Origin of the sequence: Flectobacillus roseus (assembly GCF_030056595.1) — a bacterium.
Classification (GTDB): domain Bacteria; phylum Bacteroidota; class Bacteroidia; order Cytophagales; family Spirosomataceae; genus Flectobacillus; species Flectobacillus roseus.
In genome coordinates, this window is record NZ_JASHIF010000012.1 from 120,501 (window position 1) to 139,196 (window position 18,696).

The following is an 18,696-nucleotide window of genomic DNA, read 5'->3' on the forward strand; positions in this document are numbered from 1 at the left end:
TAACTAGCGATTAATTTGTACATGTTTGGTTGCTGTAAAGTTTTCATTTCTAATTCTTATCAGATATGGACCTTCTGGCAACTGCGTTAAATTAATATCCTTTTTAGTTTCGAAAGTAGCTATATCAGAAGCATAAACAAGCGAACCACGATTGGTGTACACTTCGACTTTGAGATTTGCCCATGGATAGCGAGTATCTAGTGTAAATGCACCATTACTTGGGTTTGGATATACAGCAAATCCTCCATCCTCATATAACTGTATATTTTTTCTGTCGGAAATAGGAGAAAGACAAAACTTAGTACCGTAGCTCTGCGTTGAATAAAGCTTCTTGGCTGTCACCTGAATATCGCCTGGGTCACTCAATTTGATTTGACTAGTCGAACCATTCAACTGAGTTCCATTCCAAGTCCAGATATATTGTTCTGTTTGAGGGTTGGCAACTCCAATAGAATAAGGGCTATAACGTACAATTTCATCTACCGAAACTTTTGCAGGAGTAGGTTTTACTGCTACATAAATTGGTGAAGAAAGCGCTGAGTTACAGTTATTATTATCTGTTTGGAAAGCTCTAAATGTTCCAGATAAAGTAACATTGAGGTTTTGTACAAGATACTGATTTGTTTTTCCACTTTGTACTGCCACCCAAGTAGGATAGTTTCCGTTGGCTAAAGCCATTTGAAGAACAGTATTATCACCATCACAGAAAACGGTATCCTTGCTCCACGAAGTAGTTGGAGTTGCAGGAATTTGGTTTACTTTAATCGTTAATGGAGAAGAACTCAAAGAGAAACAACCTTTAGCATCTACAGTCTGTACAGTATAATTTCCGCTTTGACGAACATTGAGTGTTCTCGTTGTAGTACCTGTATTCCATTTATAACTTACAGCTCCTGTATTCGAAGAGATCAAATCAACACTTGTATCTGAGCAAAAGGTTGTTGGTCCATTTGGAACAATATTAGGCGTAACTGGTAAGGGATTTACCTTTACCACAACTGCATTAGAGGCAAATGAAGAGCAACCCTCCGAGTTAATCGTTTGAACGGTATAAGACCCTGACTGATTTACAGAAATCGCTGCGGAAGTTGAGCCTGTAGACCAACGGTATGCCAAGTTTTGACCCGAAGATGTTAATGTTACCTGTGAATCCGCACAAAACTCTAAAGCACTATTCGCACTAATCGTTGGTTGCGCAGGAGAAGCTTTTATAAAAGTTGTCAATGGAGCAGACTGTGTCAAACATCCAGAATTGTCGACTGCTGTAACGGTATAATTTCCTGCGCTGTTAAGAGCAATACTTTGTCCAGAGGCTCCAGTACTCCAACGAAAGGCAACACCATTTGAAGCAGAAACAGTCAAACCATCATTCTGACATACACCAACAGTTCCTGATGGGTTTGTAGTAACGGTCTGTGGGGTCGTAGTTCTCACTAAAATGGGTGAAAACTGCATCACATTACCACGGCTATCGATCGCACGTGCGTAATAAGTACCATTAGAAAGTGTTACTTTTTGTTGAGTAGAGAAAATAGCACTTTCAAAATTAACACTACGAGACCATTGATACTGATTATATCCCGATGGCATGGTCACATCTAAAGTATTATTTCCACAAGCAAAAGATAATTGAGGCTGTACTGTTGGTGCTTGTGGTACTGAATTCTGGAAAAAGCTATCATTTAGAGAGTTGCTCCATGCTTGGCCTAACTGTAATAGCCCGTCGCCATGGAAATGTAAACAATCTGACCTTCCTGGATTTTGGATATTATCTGTATAAGGCCCCAAAAATGCATTGGTCATACTTGAAGCTACTGTACGTTGTGCTGCCAGTACTGGCTCCCATGACTCAGACGCATTTGAAGGATTACAATTATTGGGCGCAACACTAGCAGAGGTTTGTGCTATAACCCAAGCGATATTTTTTCCAAGTTGCTCTCTTGTTTTTGAGATAACAACTTGAAGCTTTGCTGTATAATCAGATTGAGATGTTCTAAATGGATAATTATCTGCCTCTCCTTGGCACCATAATATAGACCTTGCCCCTAATAAAGGAACAAAATACTGTAATACTGATTCTAATCCGCTATAAGGTAACCGATTGGGATAATACCCTCCAAGATATATATTTGAAGCACTACCACCTATAGAGGAAACAAACCATGATTCTATTGAAGTACCATTAAAACCTGCATTTAGGAAAAGAATAGGTACATTGAGCTTTGCAGCTAATAAATCTCCAAGTTTTCCCCAACAATACGCACCTTTTCCTCTAGGGGCAATATATGTATCGGCACTTAGTTGCGTAAAGGGGCTCAATGTAGCATAAGAGGTTCCTCCATTTATTTGGTCATTGGCATTACCAAAGGTATTTACTCTATCATCCTGAGCGCCTTGTTGGCCCATGTTAAACAAACCTTCGGCGTTGGACTGACCTGCAATAATAAATACCTCTCCCACCCCAAACCTGTCAATGGAAGCAATATTTCCTACTACGTTATTATTGAGTACGCCTCTGATTTCCATTCGATACCATCCTTGATTAATGGTCATCGAACTTGAAAACCCTCCATTCGTAGGAAAATCTTTTAGGGTTTTCCAATCACTCCATTCCCCTGGATTGCCTTGACCTGCGTTGATAGCAATTAATCTGGCCTCAATTCTATCTACTTGCTGCTCGTATGTACCCGAAACAGTAATTGTGGCCACACCAGCATTATTACGTTGATAAACAGCGCGGTTTAGTGGCGAAGTAATGGAAAACTGCCCTAAACTTACACTAATACTTCCCAATAAAATAACTATGATACCTAATAATTTTCTCAAAAAAAGCATAAATCTACATTCAGTTTTTATTCATTCCAAAATCTACTGAGGCTTTGTAATACTTGTTTATTATAAAAGTTAATACACGGATAATTGTACTATTTCTAAACAAAAATCCTGCAAAGAAATTGCTTATCTGGCATATTTCTATCCTAGCATTACTCAAACTTAGTAACTGGTACAGAACATTTATAAACAAACATCACTTTATAGATGATTTAAACTAATCTTCTATAAAATGATGTTTGAGATTGGTAATAAATAACTTTAGGGATTCGCACTGCATTCTGTAGTATATTTTCAATAATCAATACCTACACCGCATTACTAATTATAATTTTACCCACATTAGGTATTAAGCTACAGGCAAAACGTATTAAAAGATTTCTTTGAAAACCAATTTGCCGAGTGCCTATAGCTCTATAATGCAATTGTCTTTTACATTAATACTTAACGCGTAATTATGAGCTGTTTAGTCAAACGATAGCTTTGAGAATCTACTCTTAGCAAATAAGTACCAGTTGGTAAATTACTTAAATCCAAAACTCTACGGCTATTAAAATCAAATTTTTCAGAGACATACACCTCTATGCCCGCCATGGTATATACTTTTAAAACAACACCTTCCAAGTTAAATTTACTATCAACACTAAATACTCCACTTGTTGGATTTGGGTAGATAGAAATCCCTTTGTCATCAGGAAACTTAAATTCTGTTGTCTCTAAAGTCGAGCTAGATTTGGTATCAAAATAAGTAACTAAAGATGTTTCTGATGATAAACATACCAATGGAGAAGCTGAAGCCAAAATAGGGTATTTTCTTTTTGACTGTAATGTATAAACACCTTCAGTTATAGCGCGAATTAAGGTATCTTTTGTAGCAAGTGCTTGTCCACTCAAACTCCAAGTATACTCATCAACAGGTTGTGTTGAACGTGCTGCCAATAAATATGGTCCTACTCTGTAAATAACTGGTGATACAGGCTTAGCTTTACGAACAGCCCAAATACCATTTGAAGGTTTAGAATAACACCCTTTAGCATCTACCACATACCCTTTTACTAATGCTGTGGTTGAAATATCAATGGCAGAAGCATTTTCTCCGCTCAAGGTAGCATTTCTTTCCCAGTTAAATGCCACATAATTGGCATTCGCTGGAGTCAATGTTAGACGAGTCTTAGACCCTTCACAAAATACAGTATCCGAAGTAGCTCTAATGGTTGGGCTCGTAGGCAAAGGATTCACAACTGTAGGTACACCACTCGATGGCGCCGAATAACATCCGTTAGATCCTAAGGTACGAACAGTAAAGGTTCCTGCTGTTCTGATATCTACATCTTGTGTTGTTAGTCCATTACTCCAAAGGTATCCTATGGCGCCTACATTTGACGAACTCAATTTAGCACTTTGACCATCACAAAACTCAGTTGAGCTTTTCAATGAAATAGTCGGTTGTACAGGTCTTGGTTTCGAAACTATTGTTACTCCATTTGACAATGGTGATAAACATGCATTTTGATCGATAATACGAACAGAGTAAGTACCATTAGTACCTATATTAAATGTTTTTGTTCTTGCTACAATAGTATTAGAATTACTGGCAACCCATTCATATAAAGCCCCATCTGATGAAGTTAGCCCAACGGTTGTCCCTTCACAATAATTCAAATCAGCATTAGCAGAAACAGTCGGTGCAGCAGGAGGAGTGTTTGCATTTACAGTGAATGATGGAATTTGAATAATGTTACCATTGGGTTTAGTAATTTTGGCAAAGTAAGTACCCGGACCAACTGTAACATCTTTGGTATTTCCCATAATTTCATAGTTACTACTCACCCATTGATAGGCAGAATATCCAGCAGGTAAACTCAAGCCAAGCTTTTGATTTGAAATACAGGTAAGATTCACTGCAGGAATAGTATCAGCCATAATTGGGGCATTCAAATCAAAGAAATTTCTAGAATCATTACTACTCACTGGACTAGTTAAAGAATTAATCCAAGAATTAGCAGCCTCATCTAAACCTGAACCTGTGAAGTGAACACATTGATCTCTATCTCCAATTTTATCAACTTGGATATTATCTGTAAAAGGTCCAGGGAAAATAGGAGAAAATGACTGGTCTGCAATGGCAAGGTTTTGAGCACGAACAATAACAGGAGACGGTTTAGGAGGCAAAGCTCCAGCAACGCCACAATTAAGCACACCAGAGTAAGAGGTTCTAGCAACTACCCAAGTTAAGTTATCATTTCCTAAATCTTGACGGGTTCTAGTAATCAATCGTTTCAAGTTATCTAAATAACTTGCCTCTGTTACAGGTAAAGGCTTTTGTTGAGAAAGTGGTAACGTAGCATTTTGTTGCTCCACTGAAAGATTTAGGAGATTTTGAGTTTCTCCTTCCATCCACAAAATGGCTCTAATACCCATGTTAATTCCATAGTATCCCAATACTGCTTTTAGGTTAGCATAAGGGTAACCAGGCATGTATCTGTTTATATTACCTGAATCAAATTGAAAATCACTCGGTGCACCAACAGTTGGATTTTCAGCACTTTCACGCCATACTCGTACAGAAGCACCACCCCAAGCTACATTAAAAAATACAATAGGAACATTTAATTTTGCTGCAAGCGCATCTCCTACCTTTCCCCAATAATAAGGACCAATACCCAAAGGACCAATCGTTACATCTTTAGATAGTTGAGAAAACTCAATAATAGAAAATGCATCGGTAGTTGTAGTAACAAAACTCTTATTTTTAGAGTCAAAATTCTTAATGTAAGAAGCGGAGGTACCGTATCCGGGGTCATTAATAAAGTTTGCACAATTGACACGGTCATCTGAAGATGCAGTCTCATTTGTCGATCTCAAGCCACTACCACCAGCGTTGGACTGCCCTGCGATTACAAAAACCTCTCCAACACCTACGCGTTCAATACGGCTTACATTACCAACAACAGCTCCACGAAGTAAACCTCTTACTTCCATTGAATACCAGCCACCTGTTAAAGTTACGGTTCCTTTAAAAAGTCCTCCTCTTGGGTTTGTTTTAAAAACAGTCCAATCAAGTGCCGTTCCTTGTCCAGTTTTTACAGGGATAAATCTAACTTGAAGCTCATCTACAGGTTGAGAATAACTTCCTACAATAGTAACAATAGCCTTATTAGCTAAATCTCTTTGAATTACTTGACGTTGTACAGGAGAGGTGATGGTAATCTGGCTTACTACAACATGGCTTATAAACCAGAAGCATAGTAGTAATGGTAATTTTTTAAGCATATCCACTTTAGATTAAATAATGGAGGGTTTGAGTCGAACGTTTATTAGAACTTCTATAAAAAACATCAAGAAAACAGATATTTGTTATATCCATTTTACTTAGACGGCATTTTAGTCAATTTGGTTGCTCTAAGAATTCATAAAACTTATCTTTATTTTGTGATTCAAGAGACAATATTCAAAAAACCAGTGTTTTAGAATAATCCAACAAAAATAAGAAAAGCATCCCAGTATTGGGATGCTTTTCTTATTTTTCTACAAAATTCGAGTAGACGGCATCGTAATGATTAGTCAGCTACTACTGTGAATTTCACTTTATGTTTTACATCTTTGTGAAGGTCAAGAGTTGCAGCGTATTCACCTACAAACTTAACTTCAGAGTCCAAAGAGATTTTCTTACGATCTACTTCAAAACCTTTCTCCTTCAATGCTTCAGAAATTTGAAGAGTCGTAACACGACCAAAGATTTTACCACTTTCACCAACTTTAGCAGCGATTTCAAGTGCTAACTCTCCGATTGAGTCAGACAATGTCTGAGCATCTAACTTGATTTTCTCAAGTTTGTGAGCGATTTGTTTAATGTTCTCAGCAAGAATTTTCTTGTTTGATGGCGTTGCCATTACTGCGAAACCTTGCGGAATGAGATAGTTACGACCATAACCAGGCTTTACCGTAACAACGTCGTTTTTATAGCCAAGACCTGCGATGTCAGTCTTTAAGATGATTTCCATTTTTGTAAAAGATTTTTAGTCAATGATTGCAAAGACAATCCTAAACTTCTAACTCTAATTTTTTGCGTATCGACAACGCGACAATTACTATTTCAAACCGTCTGCTACGAATGGCATTAAAGCCAAGTGACGAGCACGTTTAACAGCTTGAGCTACTTTTCTTTGGTATTTCAAAGAAGTACCTGTAATACGACGAGGAAGAATTTTTCCTTGTTCGTTAACCAACTTCAATAAGAAGTCTGGGTTTTTGTAGTCGATATACTTGATGCCTGATTTTTTGAAACGGCAATATTTTTTGCGTACTACGCTTTTGTCAACTGGTTCGTTTACTAAAGTCATGATTTCTTAAGTTTAAGTTGTGAATCGTGTTTTTTAGAAATGCTAAAACATTTCAATTCAACAGCTTATTCAGCTTTCGCTTCTTGTTTTTTACCTACTAAACCTTTTCTCTTGCGGTCGTTGTATTCAATCGCATGTTTGTCAAGTACTGTTGTCAAGTAACGAATTACTTTCTCATCACGCTTGTATTCAAGTTCCAATTTAGCAACGATAGTTGGTGCTGCAGTGAACTCGAAAATTTGGTAAAATCCAGTGTTTTTGTTCTGAATAGGGTACGCCAGCTTACGAATTCCCCATGCTTCTTCGTTAACGATTTCTGCACCGTTATCGGTCAAAACTTTTTTGAATTTTTCAACGGCGTCCTTTGTCTGCTGTTCTGACAAAACGGGAGTTAAGATGAACACCGTTTCATAATTACGTAATTCCATAAAAATGATATATTTTATAAACTGTTTTTTAAAAGGATTGCAAAGGTAATTATTTTAAAACAATTATCAAAACTTTCACAAGAAAGTTTTGATAATCAAGCTAATATAAGCTAAAACAATAAGCGGTAGAAAATAGATATCAGGCCATTTACCTTCTAAAACCTATCTTCTACCGCTTATTATATTGATTTCAACGAAACCTTACTTCACTTCAAAAGTTCCTTCTCCTATCTTGAATCCTTCTGCGTACAACTCTATAACGTGTTTGCCTTCTTTGTAAGCCTGTCCACGACTATAGATAAATTCTACTGATTGATGCGAGTCATCATATACAATACGTTGTTTGGCTGTGTAAGTCAAATCACGACCATGATACCCAAAATTACCAGAACCTGTTGCCATATCAGCAACAGTACTGCCAGAAGGGTCAATGATTCTTAAATAAATCATTTTAGCCTCTTTATTAGTCAAAGGGTTTTCTTGTAGATAGAAGGTAATTCTAATTTTATCTACCTTTTTAGATTTATAAACACCTCCATCACTTTCTTTTCCTTTACTAGAAATAGCATAGACATTGATATTTTCAGCACGAAGCGCAGCGGCTTGCGTAACCTTATCAGATAGCTCTTTATTTTTGGCTTCCATTTCACGCTGACGAGCAGTGAAATTGTTAGCAGAGTCGAATAAGGCTTTTTGTGCTGAAGAAATACCTTCACGTAATAACTCCGCCTCACGGCTTAATGAATCATTCTGAGCGACCAAAATACCATTTTCTCTACGTAAACGATTGATTTCCTGTTCTTTTTGCCCTAATAATGCTTCGTACTTTTTAATCTTGGCTTCATATTGCTTCATTGAAAAGCCTTTATCTAGCTTTTCAAGTGCAAGTTTGTCTTCACTTAGTTGTTTTTTAGCTCGTTCCAACTCTCGCACATCTCCTCCTAAACGCTGTATCTCGGCAATTTTCATATTGAGCTGATTAGCAATCGAGTCTAACTTTGTGTTGGCGGTCAATAACTCTTCTGCGTGCTCTAGTTTCAAATCCTCAATATCTTTGTTGTGTTGCCTCTCACGCAAATACAAATACCCCAAAGCAACAGTCAGTATGGCGAGTACTGCTACGGCTACTTTTAGTTTTTGTTCACTTTGTCGATTTGGATTATACTCCATTGTTATTTGATATTTATGAGTTTGATAATCTTTAATGAGCCATTACAAAAGCTCCTAAAAGTATAAAAAAAACGTTATATGAGCCTATTTAATTTTACAAAGCTAAGATATTAGCGCAAAAACTAAAAGAACTTGTAGGGTATTACGACAAAGTAGTCAAATTTTACGCTTTCCATGCTTTATCTTTGTATCATATTGCTAAACAATCCTACTAAAGATGACTATTGCTCAAAATATAGCTGACATCAATACGCAACTTCAAGGTACTCAAGCGCACTTGATTGCTGTGACCAAAACCAAACCCGTAAGCGACTTAGAACAAGCTTATCAAGCTGGTTGTAAGGTATTTGGAGAAAATAAAGTTCAAGAAATGGTGTCTAAATGGGAAGTATTACCCAAAGATATCCAATGGCATCTTATTGGGCATTTACAATCTAATAAGGTAAAATATATAGCTCCATTCGTTAGTTTGATTCATTCGGTAGATTCGTTTAAACTATTACAAGAAATTAACAAGCAAGCCATTAAAAATGAACGGGTTATCGACTGTTTACTTCAAATCTATATTGCCCAAGAAGATACTAAATTTGGACTTTCCGAAGAAGAGGCCATTGAACTATTGGAATCTCCAGAATTAAAGGAGCTTCAGAATATCCGCTTGGTTGGTTTGATGGGAATGGCAAGTAATACCGATAATCAGGAGCAAATTAGAGCAGAATTTAAAAGCTTAAAACAGCTTTTTGACCGTATTGCAAGTACATATCAGTTACCCAATACGGCTTGGAAAGAGATTTCGATGGGAATGTCAGGAGACTTTTTGATTGCTGCCGAAGAAGGCTCAACCCTTGTACGAGTAGGCTCTGCTATCTTCGGACATAGATAATATTTAGTGAGTGGTGATTGAGTAAATGAGTGATTATTTCATATGAATTTTGCTTGGAAAAATAATCACTCAATCGCACACTCACTAAATTCAGAATGACTCCTATTACAACCAATCGGTATAACCATATCGAGCTGTAATCTTTTTCTTCTTTATCTTTTTACAAGAAATTTTCATCGCAATATCCTTCAAAGGGCGGTTATTGCTATCTCTTTTTTGAGTAGCCACCGAGTCTATCACCCAAAGGTTATCTAACACCTGTCCGAATACAGTGTAATTTCCATCCAAATGTGGCGTCCCTCCTATTGTTTTATATACTTGTTGTTGCTCGGGTGTATAAGTACGAGACGGGCTTCTTTTCATTTGTTCTGCCAGTGTTTTGTCATCCCAAACTTTGCCCTGTACTACATAAAACTGACATCCTGAAGACGCTTTTTCTGGGTTATTATCTCTAGCAGCCGCGATTACTCCTTTTTTATGAAAGATATTGGGTAAAATTTCAGCTGGAACTCTATGTCCTACATCGCCTTCGCCTAGCATGGTTCCTTGTGTTGCTCCTTTTGACTTAGGGTCACCACCTTGAATCATAAATGTGTTGATAACTCGGTGGAAAAGTAGGCCATCATAGAATTTTTTATTGACTAATTTCAAAAAATTCTTTTTGTGCAAAGGGGTTGAGTTATACAAAACCCCATGCATATCTCCCCAAGGAGTACTAATAGTCAATAAATAATCTCTACGTTTTTTGAATAATTGCGCCGATGTGACCTGACTAATTCCAAAACACAATAGACTTAATAACAACAATCGGTTTAGTTTCATAGTTAGCTCTAGTTTGTTGATGACGAATTAGAGGTATCTAAAAGACGAGATACTTTGCCTAATCGGTTTATAAATTTGCTTTTATTTCTTGCAAAATACGCCCTCCGCCCAAATCTAAAATTTTGTCTGCCAAAGCAAAACCAACTCCCTCTGGATTTGAGCCTGAAAGAACCTCCTTGATAATTTCTTTTCCGTCCAAACTAATAATACCACCGGTCATAGAAATGGTATCTGTTTCGGCATCATATTGAGCCAAACCAAACACAGGAATACTACAACCACCTTGCAAACGCTTCAAAAATGCTCGTTCGGCCAATAATTGCTTTTCAGTATTAGGGTGATTCAACAAGCCTCTGATTTTTTCTTTGATGTCAGCATCCAAATTCACTGCGCACTCAATTGCCACTGAGCCTTGTCCAACAGCTGGCGTAAAAGTATCTGTGGTAATCAGTTGAGCAATATGCTCTTCGTATCCCATACGATGCACGCCCGCAAAGGCCAACAATAAGGCATCACAAACACCACTTTCGAGTTTGCCCATACGAGTTTGTAAATTACCACGCATATCTACGGTTTTGATATGTGGGTAGAAATGCTTGAGCATTGCCACACGACGAGTAGAGGATGTACCAACCAGAAAAGGCTGTCCGCTTTCCAAGGCCAAGCTTTTGTCAAAACTGATCAAGACATCGTTGACTTTTTCGCGTTCTGAAAATGCAATAATTTCAAATTTTTCACCTAAATCAGACTGCAAATCTTTGGCCGAGTGTTGGGCAATATGGATTTCACCTGAAAGAAGTTTTTCTTCTAGTTCTTCGGTAAAAACGCCTTTTGAGCCAATTTTTGATAAAGAACGATCCAAAATTTGGTCGCCTTTCGTTTCAATAATCACGATTTCGACAGGCAAACCGCCTGCTTCTAAAGTTTCTTTAACAAAATAGGCCTGCCATAAAGCTAATTTCGACCCTCTCGTTCCTAGTTTAATCGTTTGCATGCTGATATATAATTAGTATGTTGTGAATGATTAAGAGTATTTTCATCCACCAGAATTTCTTTATTTCTGTTTGAATAATTTGGCAATCAGTAAAGACAAATCCAAGTGCAGAATTTTGGCACGAGCATTTCTTTCGAGGTAATAATGGGTTTGTGAAAACTCTCCACTAATCAATTCTAAAGCACGCAAATTAACCGCTTTAGAAAAATTTTGGACAAAAGTTAACTCATCGCCTTCTAGTCTCACGAGACTTTCGGCACCACTTTTCCACATCAACAAATCTCTAAAGATATTCAGTCCGTACTCCATCATACCTTTTTGATCTTCTTTTGAAAAAGCGTCAAACTCATCGGCCAGTTTCACCAATGCAGCCACATCTGGTTTGTAAGCCATTCGCATCCAGTTGGCAAACCATTGGTGTTTTCCTTGTCCTTGATTTTTACTCAATGCCAAAGCCTTATTGAGATTGCCTTCCGACAAATATGCAATTTGCTTGGCACGCGAACTTTCCACATGAGCCTTTTCAGCTAAATACGAAGTAATATCCTCATCCGAAAACTGAGGAACACTCACTCGTTGAGTCCTTGACAAAATAGTCGTCAACAACTTATTGGCATCGTTACAAACTAGAAGAAAAAGCGTTTTGGCTGGTGGTTCTTCAAGGATTTTCAGTAAAGCATTTGCAGAGCTTTGATTGAGCATTTCGGGTTGCCAAATCAACAAGATTTTATATTCTGCTTCAAATGCTTTTAAGGACAATTTTTGTATGATTTTTCTGGCTTCTTCGGCCGAAATATTGCCTTGTTTGTTTCCTTCTACACCTATATGTTCAAGCCAATTAGGCAATGCTCCATAAGGTTGTTCAGCCGTGAATTCACGCCAAAGAGGCAAATAGGCGTCAGATTCTGCTTCTTTTACCTTTTTAGTTGTTGCTGTTGGAAAAATATGATAAAAGTCTGGGTGAACTAACTTGCGCATTTTAGCACAAGAAGCACAGCGCCCACAGGCATCGTCTGACTGTTTATCTTCGCAATTGATATAGGTTGCATACGCCCAAGCCAATGCCAAATTACCCGACCCCACTGGCCCGTGAAACAACTGCGCATGCGCAACGTGATTGCTCTGCACCGAATGAATAAGGGTCTTTTTGATGGATGATAAACCGGGTATTTCTCTAAATAACATAACTTTTGAACTGGCTTTGAGCTATTGGGAAAGCAGATTGCTTTACCTTTTTAGACTTTCTATTTATTTTCCTGAAAATATTTAGGAAGTATTGAATCTTAGAATGCGCTACGATGCGCCTCGGTTTGTTCAAATACTGCTTTCAGAATATTTTCTTCTATTCCTTCAAAAACACGCCCTCGACGCTCTAATACTGCACGAGCCACTTGATTGGCTTTGCGCAAATGATAGGTTTTGAACCCTGCGCTACCACCCCATGCGAAGGATGGTATATGCTTTGGCTGGAAATCTGCACCAAAGATATTACAATTTATGCCAACCACCGTACCTGTGTTAAACATTGTATTGATACCACACTTAGAATGATCACCCATAATGAGTCCTGCAAACTGCAACCCTGAATTTTCGAAACGGTTTGTGACATAACTCCAGAGTTCTACTTTCGAATAATCATTTTTCAGGTTTGAATTGTTGGTATCGGCTCCCCAGTTACACCACTCGGCAATAACCGAGTTTCCCATAAAACCTTCGTGCCCTTTATTAGAGTTTCCAAAAATCACCACATTACTTACTTCTCCACCTACTTTACAACCTGGTCCTATGGTAGTATTAGGGCGCATTTTGCCATCCAGATTTACGACAGAACCTTCCAATATCGCAAAAGGCCCTTGAATTTTGGCACCTTCCATAATGATTACATCTTTGCCAAGATAGATAGGCCCTTTTTCGGCGTTGAGCGTAGCAGCTTTGATATTAACACCCTCTTCCACAAAAATCTGCGATTCGTTATATACTGCCGTAAAGCGATCAGTAATAGGCTGAGAAGTGCGCCCATGCGTTATTCGAGCAAAATCCGCTTTAATTTGTTCTCCGTTAAGTAGAAATATATCGGTCAATTGGCGAATAATCGTCGCAGAGCCATCCCATTCGATTACCTCAATAGTATCAAGAGTATCAAGCAATGTGGCAGCACGATAGGCCAAAGTAACACCCTCAAAACTTAAAAGTTGTCCTGAACTTAACCCTTGAATAGCTTCCAATAAGGCAGGATTGGGACAAACAGCCCCATTGATAAAGATATTATCTGATTGAAGTTGGAGTGGATACTTCTCTTGTAGATAATCTTGTGTGGCAAAAGAAACCGTATTATCGAGATAGCTTTGCCATTTTTCAGTAATAGTATCTATCCCAAAACGGATTTCGCTAACTGGTCGCACAAAAGTAAGAGGAAGCAAAATCGCTCTAATTGAGGAGTCATCAAATATGATATAATTCATCGGTATATATAAATTTGAATGGAATGAGTGTGTTGCACCGAATTTTTGCTGTGTTCTAGCAAACCTAAAAGATTCTTGGAGAGAATACTAAATTTTCCAATTAAATTAATGAGCTATCGACAATAACGATGTATTAAGAATAGCTCAATCTTATTCATAGTACTTTTCCAAGTTTCTCAAAAATTCAGTACTTTTTTTATAGTGTTTGATTTTGCCTCAAAAATACGCAATATATTACTTGTTAAAAATGTCTTTGGATTGATTTTTAAAAACAAAAGCCTCTTAGCACGAAACTAAGAGGCTTTTTGGTACAACATGTAAGCCAAAGAGGCTTTGTTGTGAAATTATTTCTTCTGACCGAAACGTTTGTAGAATTTATCAACACGTCCAGCAGTATCAAGCAATACGTTTTTACCAGTATAGAATGGGTGAGATAAAGAAGAAACCTCAAGTTTGAATACTGGGTACGTTTCGCCTTCAAATTCTGTTGTTTCAGTAGTGTTAACGCAAGACTGAGTCAAAAATTTAAAGTCAGCAGACAAGTCATGGAAAACAACTGGTCTGTAATTTGGGTGAATGTCTTTTTTCATTTCTATTTTTTAGTTTTGAGACGATTCCCTGCCGTCTCGGTTAAATTGAAGCGTTTCGACAAGTCGTGGCTGGGAGGTTAGCGTTATCAGTAGGCCAATTATCTGAAGATAAGGCGATAACGTTTCACAAACAAGAGTCTCGAAACGGGACGCAAATTTACATTTTTTTTAGTGCTTTCAAAAACTTTTTTTCATGAAAATATTAATAGACAGCCGTTTACTCGCTAAAGATTTTTTTTTGAAAAAAATATTGTAGTAATATTCCAAGTTGCACTTTGTCTAGTGAACTGATTATCTAAAGTTTGAGTTGTACATTATAAATAATCGCTAGAGATGGCCTTGCGAGAACTATTTTTTTTCATTGCGTTGGGTAGATAAAATTACTAACTTTGAAGAAGAGAGAGCCTCACAGAAAACCAAACATCTCCGCTCAGTTTGAGCTAACTATTGTTTATTATTAAATCATTTTGACTGGCAAGTTTCTCGATGCATCAGACTTAGACAGTTCAATAATGAACAATCTCATTAAAAAACGCCTACTCCAAATTTCCTTAGTTTGGTAAGTAGAGCATCTAGGCCATTTTACTGCTAATACATTAATAATCTGCAAATTGAAAAAAAGATTTGCAATTAGTAAAAGCTAATAAATTCGTAGCTTAGGTGGACAGCTACGCTAAATTTCAAATGTTCATCGTTTACAAGATATTCGATAGATACTATTATTATCTTTTAGGTTATCGTGCAGAAGTAAGATTCAATTTATGTGTTTAGGCACTAGGCAACAGGCACAAGGCAAAGAGTGTTAAAATGTTTTTTAATAATCAGTGACATGCTTTTTTACAAAGCCCCCGCCGAAAGTCGATACCTGGAAGCCTAAAGCTCAAAAATTAAATTCTGTTTTGCCCACGAACTTATAATAAAAGTGTAAAATGTGTCTATCACCCAAAAATCCTTTAAGAAGAAAAATTAGTGGCTAATGCTTTAACCCCTAAAATCAATAGTTAATATGTACGTTATTAAAAGAGATGGCAGACGCGAGTCTGTAAAGTTTGACAAGATTACCGCTCGAATCGAAAAACTTTGCTACAGCCTCGACCCTTACTTTGTGCAACCGTTGGAAGTAGCCAAGAAAGTAATTACTGGCTTGTATGACGGTGTGACAACGACTGAATTAGATAACTTGGCTGCCGAAACAGCCGCTTCGATGACTACCAAGCACCCTGACTATGCGGTATTGGCAGCAAGAATCGCTATTTCGAACTTGCACAAGAATACCCAAAAGTCATTCTCAGCAACGATGAAAAAGTTGTACAACTATGTCGATCCAAAGACTGGTGAAAATGCAGCTCTTTTATCGAAAGAGGTTTACGATGTCATCAAAAAACATGCTGGTGAACTAGACGCTGCTATCATTTATGATCGTGATTTTGGCTATGATTATTTTGGTTTCAAAACTTTAGAGAAATCATATTTGCTCAAATTAGACGGTAAAATTGCTGAACGCCCACAACACATGTTAATGCGTGTGGCTGTTGGTATTCACTATGACGATATCGAGTCTGTGCTCGAAACTTATAACTTATTGTCAGAGCGTTGGTTTACCCATGCTACCCCTACCCTTTTCAATGCTGGTACTCCAAAACCACAAATGTCATCTTGTTTCTTGTTAACAATGCAAGACGACTCGATTGAGGGTATTTATGATACGTTGAAACAATGTGCTAAAATTTCACAATCAGCGGGTGGAATTGGCTTGAGCATTCATAATATCCGTGCTATGGGTTCTTATATCAAAGGAACCAACGGTACTTCAAATGGTATTATTCCGATGCTTCGCGTGTTCAACGATACTGCTCGTTATGTTGATCAAGGAGGTGGAAAACGTAAAGGTTCTTTCGCTATTTACTTGGAGCCTTGGCATGCTGATGTATTTGATTTCTTACAACTTCGTAAAAACCACGGTAAAGAAGAAGTTCGTGCTCGTGACTTATTCTATGCACTTTGGGTGCCAGATTTGTTCATGAAGCGTGTGAAAGACAATGACGTTTGGTCGTTGTTCTGTCCTCACGAATGTCCAGGCATGGATGAATCTTACGGTGAAAAATTTGAAGAACTTTACACTAGCTACGAAAAAGCAGGTAAGGCTCGTCGTGTAGTTAAAGCACAAGATTTATGGTTCGAAATTTTGGAAGCACAAACTGAGACTGGTACTCCGTTCATGCTTTTCAAAGACCACGCAAACCGTAAGTCAAACCAAAAGAACTTAGGTACCATCAAGTCTTCAAACTTGTGTACTGAGATTATCGAATATACTTCAAAAGACGAAGTAGCGGTATGTAATTTGGCATCTTTGGCTTTACCAAAATTCATTAAACAAAATGAAAGAGGATTCTTAGAATTCGACCATCAACGTTTGTATGAAGTAACAAAAGTGGCGACTAAAAACCTCAATAAAATCATCGACCGCAACTACTATCCAGTAGAAGAAGCTCGTCGCTCAAATATGCGTCACCGTCCAATTGGTTTGGGTGTGCAAGGTTTGGCAGATGCCTTTATCTTGTTGCGTATGCCATTCGAATCTGATGAAGCTCGTCGATTGAACAAAGATATTTTTGAAACGATTTACTATGCTTCGATGGAAGCTTCGATGGAACTTGCCATCAAAGAAGGCCCTTACGAAACATGGGAAGGTTCTCCTATCTCTCAAGGTATTTTCCAATTTGACATGTGGGATGTAACACCAGATTCAAATCGTTGGGACTGGGAATCGCTTCGTAAAAAAGTAGTTGAAAATGGCGTTCGCAACTCTTTATTGGTAGCTCCAATGCCAACAGCTTCTACCTCTCAAATTTTGGGTAACAACGAATGTTTCGAACCATATACTTCAAATATCTATGCTCGCCGTGTATTGTCGGGTGAATTTGCAGTGGTAAACAAGCACTTGTTGAAAGACTTAGTGAAATTAGGCTTGTGGAGTGATTCTATGAAGAATAAATTGATTTCGGCAAACGGTTCGGTTCAAGGTATTCCAGAAATCCCACAAGACTTAAAAGAGCTTTACAAAACAGTTTGGGAAATCAAACAAAAAGCAATTATCGAAATGGCTGCTGACCGTGGTGCTTATATTTGCCAGTCTCAGTCATTGAATATCCACATTCAAGACCCGAACTTCGGTAAGCTGACTTCTATGCACTTCTATGCATGGGAGAAAGGTCTTAAAACAGGTATGTATTACCTTCGTACTAAGGCCGCAGCTGATGCTATCAAATTTACAGTTGAGAAGCAAGCCGATGTAGCCATCGAGCACGCAAACGTTGTACACGAACATGACCTTAATTATGAGGCCTATGCTGCCAATGCGAAAGCTAGTGCCAGCACGTTCAATATTCCAGGACTGAACAACGTAACAGAACAAAACTGGTCTGCGATGCAATGCTCTCTTGACGACCCAGACGGTTGTGAAGCATGCGGGTCTTAATTATTGGCTTTAGGCTTTGAGCAGTCAACTATCAATTAGTTTGCTGTACAAGCCAAAGCAATCTAAAATCCCTCAATCTGTCATGGATTGAGGGATTTTGTGTTAAAATTGAAAGATTACAAACAAAAAGGCATACTTGTTATTGAGGATATTATGCTAAATAATCCGATAGCTGACTACCCAAAGCCTAAATAGCTATCCACTTACCTACATTTCTATGAATAAAGAAATTCTCAAAAAAGCTGCAGGATTCTGTGCGTATCAGGAAAGAACTCATCGAGAAGTAAAAGAACGGCTCGACGAATGGGGCGTGTGGGGAGATGAAGCCGATGAAATAGTAGTTTGGCTTATTGAGAATAACTATCTCAACGAAGAACGATTTGCCAAAATCTTCGCAGGCTCAAAATTTAGAGTTAAAAAATGGGGCAGACTCAAAATCCGTCAAGAACTAAAAATGCGTGGCGTATCCGATTATTGCTTGCAGATGGGTATGAAAGAAATCGACCCCGACGAGTATATTCAAACTTTGGAAGATGTTCTTAGCAAAAAAAGAACTGAGATTAAAGATACCAATCCATTAGTGGTCAAACAAAAATTGCTTCGTTATGCTCTTAGCAAAGGATACGAACAGGACTTAATCTGGGATGCGCTAGGTCGAATCACACTTTAATGACTGTTGAATCATGTCTTTGGT

The 18,696-nt window shown here is 37.9% G+C and carries 14 protein-coding genes; 3 read left to right on the plus strand and 11 right to left on the minus strand.

The features are described from left to right. Positions 1-3 precede the first annotated feature (3 nt). The 6 genes from QM524_RS15790 to QM524_RS15815 form a co-directional block, all read right to left on the minus strand. Entirely contained in the window at positions 4-2,835 is a 2,832-nt protein-coding gene (locus QM524_RS15790) for a T9SS type A sorting domain-containing protein (RefSeq protein WP_283345308.1), read from the minus strand. A gap of 441 nt (positions 2,836-3,276) precedes the next feature. After that, on the minus strand, positions 3,277-6,105 hold the full coding sequence (locus QM524_RS15795) for a T9SS type A sorting domain-containing protein (RefSeq protein WP_283345309.1): 2,829 nt from the start codon (positions 6,103-6,105) through the stop codon (positions 3,277-3,279). A 287-nt stretch (positions 6,106-6,392) separates the two neighbouring features. Beyond that, a complete protein-coding gene (gene rplI, locus QM524_RS15800) occupies positions 6,393-6,836 on the minus strand; it encodes a 50S ribosomal protein L9 (RefSeq protein ID WP_095160600.1) in 444 nt (147 codons plus the stop codon). A gap of 87 nt (positions 6,837-6,923) precedes the next feature. Next, complete coding sequence (gene rpsR, locus QM524_RS15805; protein WP_095160599.1) at positions 6,924-7,175, minus strand: 30S ribosomal protein S18; 252 nt, start codon at positions 7,173-7,175, stop codon at positions 6,924-6,926. A 65-nt stretch (positions 7,176-7,240) separates the two neighbouring features. Then, on the minus strand, positions 7,241-7,603 hold the full coding sequence (rpsF, locus tag QM524_RS15810; RefSeq protein WP_095160617.1) for a 30S ribosomal protein S6: 363 nt from the start codon (positions 7,601-7,603) through the stop codon (positions 7,241-7,243). A 201-nt stretch (positions 7,604-7,804) separates the two neighbouring features. Beyond that, positions 7,805-8,773 carry a hypothetical protein gene (locus QM524_RS15815; protein ID WP_283345310.1) on the minus strand — a complete coding sequence of 323 codons (969 nt, stop codon included), beginning with the start codon at positions 8,771-8,773 and terminating at the stop codon, positions 7,805-7,807. A 217-nt stretch (positions 8,774-8,990) separates the two neighbouring features. On the opposite strand from QM524_RS15815, the gene QM524_RS15820 reads away from it, so the two are divergent. Then, complete coding sequence (locus QM524_RS15820; protein ID WP_283345311.1) at positions 8,991-9,656, plus strand: YggS family pyridoxal phosphate-dependent enzyme; 666 nt, start codon at positions 8,991-8,993, stop codon at positions 9,654-9,656. Between the two features lie 105 nt (positions 9,657-9,761). Here QM524_RS15820 and QM524_RS15825 read toward each other — a convergent pair whose 3' ends face one another. The 5 genes from QM524_RS15825 to QM524_RS15845 all read right to left on the minus strand — a co-directional run bounded on the left by QM524_RS15825 (position 9,762) and on the right by QM524_RS15845 (position 14,524). Continuing rightward, complete coding sequence (locus QM524_RS15825; protein WP_283345312.1) at positions 9,762-10,478, minus strand: peptidylprolyl isomerase; 717 nt, start codon at positions 10,476-10,478, stop codon at positions 9,762-9,764. Positions 10,479-10,545: 67 nt separating this feature from the next. Continuing rightward, entirely contained in the window at positions 10,546-11,472 is a 927-nt protein-coding gene (gene hemC / locus QM524_RS15830) for a hydroxymethylbilane synthase (protein WP_283345313.1), read from the minus strand. Positions 11,473-11,532: 60 nt separating this feature from the next. Next, complete coding sequence (gene holB / locus QM524_RS15835; RefSeq protein ID WP_283345314.1) at positions 11,533-12,657, minus strand: DNA polymerase III subunit delta'; 1,125 nt, start codon at positions 12,655-12,657, stop codon at positions 11,533-11,535. Positions 12,658-12,755: 98 nt separating this feature from the next. Beyond that, complete coding sequence (locus QM524_RS15840) at positions 12,756-13,934, minus strand: GlmU family protein (protein WP_283345315.1); 1,179 nt, start codon at positions 13,932-13,934, stop codon at positions 12,756-12,758. 344 nt (positions 13,935-14,278) lie between these two features. Continuing rightward, on the minus strand, positions 14,279-14,524 hold the full coding sequence (locus QM524_RS15845; protein ID WP_095160592.1) for a type B 50S ribosomal protein L31: 246 nt from the start codon (positions 14,522-14,524) through the stop codon (positions 14,279-14,281). Positions 14,525-15,530: 1,006 nt separating this feature from the next. On the opposite strand from QM524_RS15845, the gene QM524_RS15850 reads away from it, so the two are divergent. Together QM524_RS15850 and QM524_RS15855 are read left to right on the plus strand one after the other, a co-directional pair. Continuing rightward, positions 15,531-18,002, plus strand: a complete 2,472-nt coding sequence (locus QM524_RS15850; protein ID WP_095160591.1) for a ribonucleoside-diphosphate reductase subunit alpha — start codon at positions 15,531-15,533, stop codon at positions 18,000-18,002. 217 nt (positions 18,003-18,219) lie between these two features. Further along, positions 18,220-18,672: a regulatory protein RecX gene (locus tag QM524_RS15855; RefSeq protein ID WP_095160590.1), complete on the plus strand. Its 453-nt coding sequence runs from the start codon at positions 18,220-18,222 to the stop codon at positions 18,670-18,672. The last annotated feature ends 24 nt before the right edge of the window (positions 18,673-18,696 follow it).

What these genes read in the sequence shown, in the direction of transcription:
- QM524_RS15790 (WP_283345308.1), bottom strand. Translation starts at nt 2,835, where the DNA reads ATGCTTTTTTTGAGAAAATTATTAGGTATCATAGTTATTTTATTGGGA.
- QM524_RS15795 (WP_283345309.1), bottom strand. Translation starts at nt 6,105, where the DNA reads ATGCTTAAAAAATTACCATTACTACTATGCTTCTGGTTTATAAGCCAT.
- rplI (WP_095160600.1), bottom strand. Translation starts at nt 6,836, where the DNA reads ATGGAAATCATCTTAAAGACTGACATCGCAGGTCTTGGCTATAAAAAC.
- rpsR (WP_095160599.1), bottom strand. Translation starts at nt 7,175, where the DNA reads ATGACTTTAGTAAACGAACCAGTTGACAAAAGCGTAGTACGCAAAAAA.
- rpsF (WP_095160617.1), bottom strand. Translation starts at nt 7,603, where the DNA reads ATGGAATTACGTAATTATGAAACGGTGTTCATCTTAACTCCCGTTTTG.
- QM524_RS15815 (WP_283345310.1), bottom strand. Translation starts at nt 8,773, where the DNA reads ATGGAGTATAATCCAAATCGACAAAGTGAACAAAAACTAAAAGTAGCC.
- QM524_RS15820 (WP_283345311.1), top strand. Translation starts at nt 8,991, where the DNA reads ATGACTATTGCTCAAAATATAGCTGACATCAATACGCAACTTCAAGGT.
- QM524_RS15825 (WP_283345312.1), bottom strand. Translation starts at nt 10,478, where the DNA reads ATGAAACTAAACCGATTGTTGTTATTAAGTCTATTGTGTTTTGGAATT.
- hemC (WP_283345313.1), bottom strand. Translation starts at nt 11,472, where the DNA reads ATGCAAACGATTAAACTAGGAACGAGAGGGTCGAAATTAGCTTTATGG.
- holB (WP_283345314.1), bottom strand. Translation starts at nt 12,657, where the DNA reads ATGTTATTTAGAGAAATACCCGGTTTATCATCCATCAAAAAGACCCTT.
- QM524_RS15840 (WP_283345315.1), bottom strand. Translation starts at nt 13,934, where the DNA reads ATGAATTATATCATATTTGATGACTCCTCAATTAGAGCGATTTTGCTT.
- QM524_RS15845 (WP_095160592.1), bottom strand. Translation starts at nt 14,524, where the DNA reads ATGAAAAAAGACATTCACCCAAATTACAGACCAGTTGTTTTCCATGAC.
- QM524_RS15850 (WP_095160591.1), top strand. Translation starts at nt 15,531, where the DNA reads ATGTACGTTATTAAAAGAGATGGCAGACGCGAGTCTGTAAAGTTTGAC.
- QM524_RS15855 (WP_095160590.1), top strand. Translation starts at nt 18,220, where the DNA reads ATGAATAAAGAAATTCTCAAAAAAGCTGCAGGATTCTGTGCGTATCAG.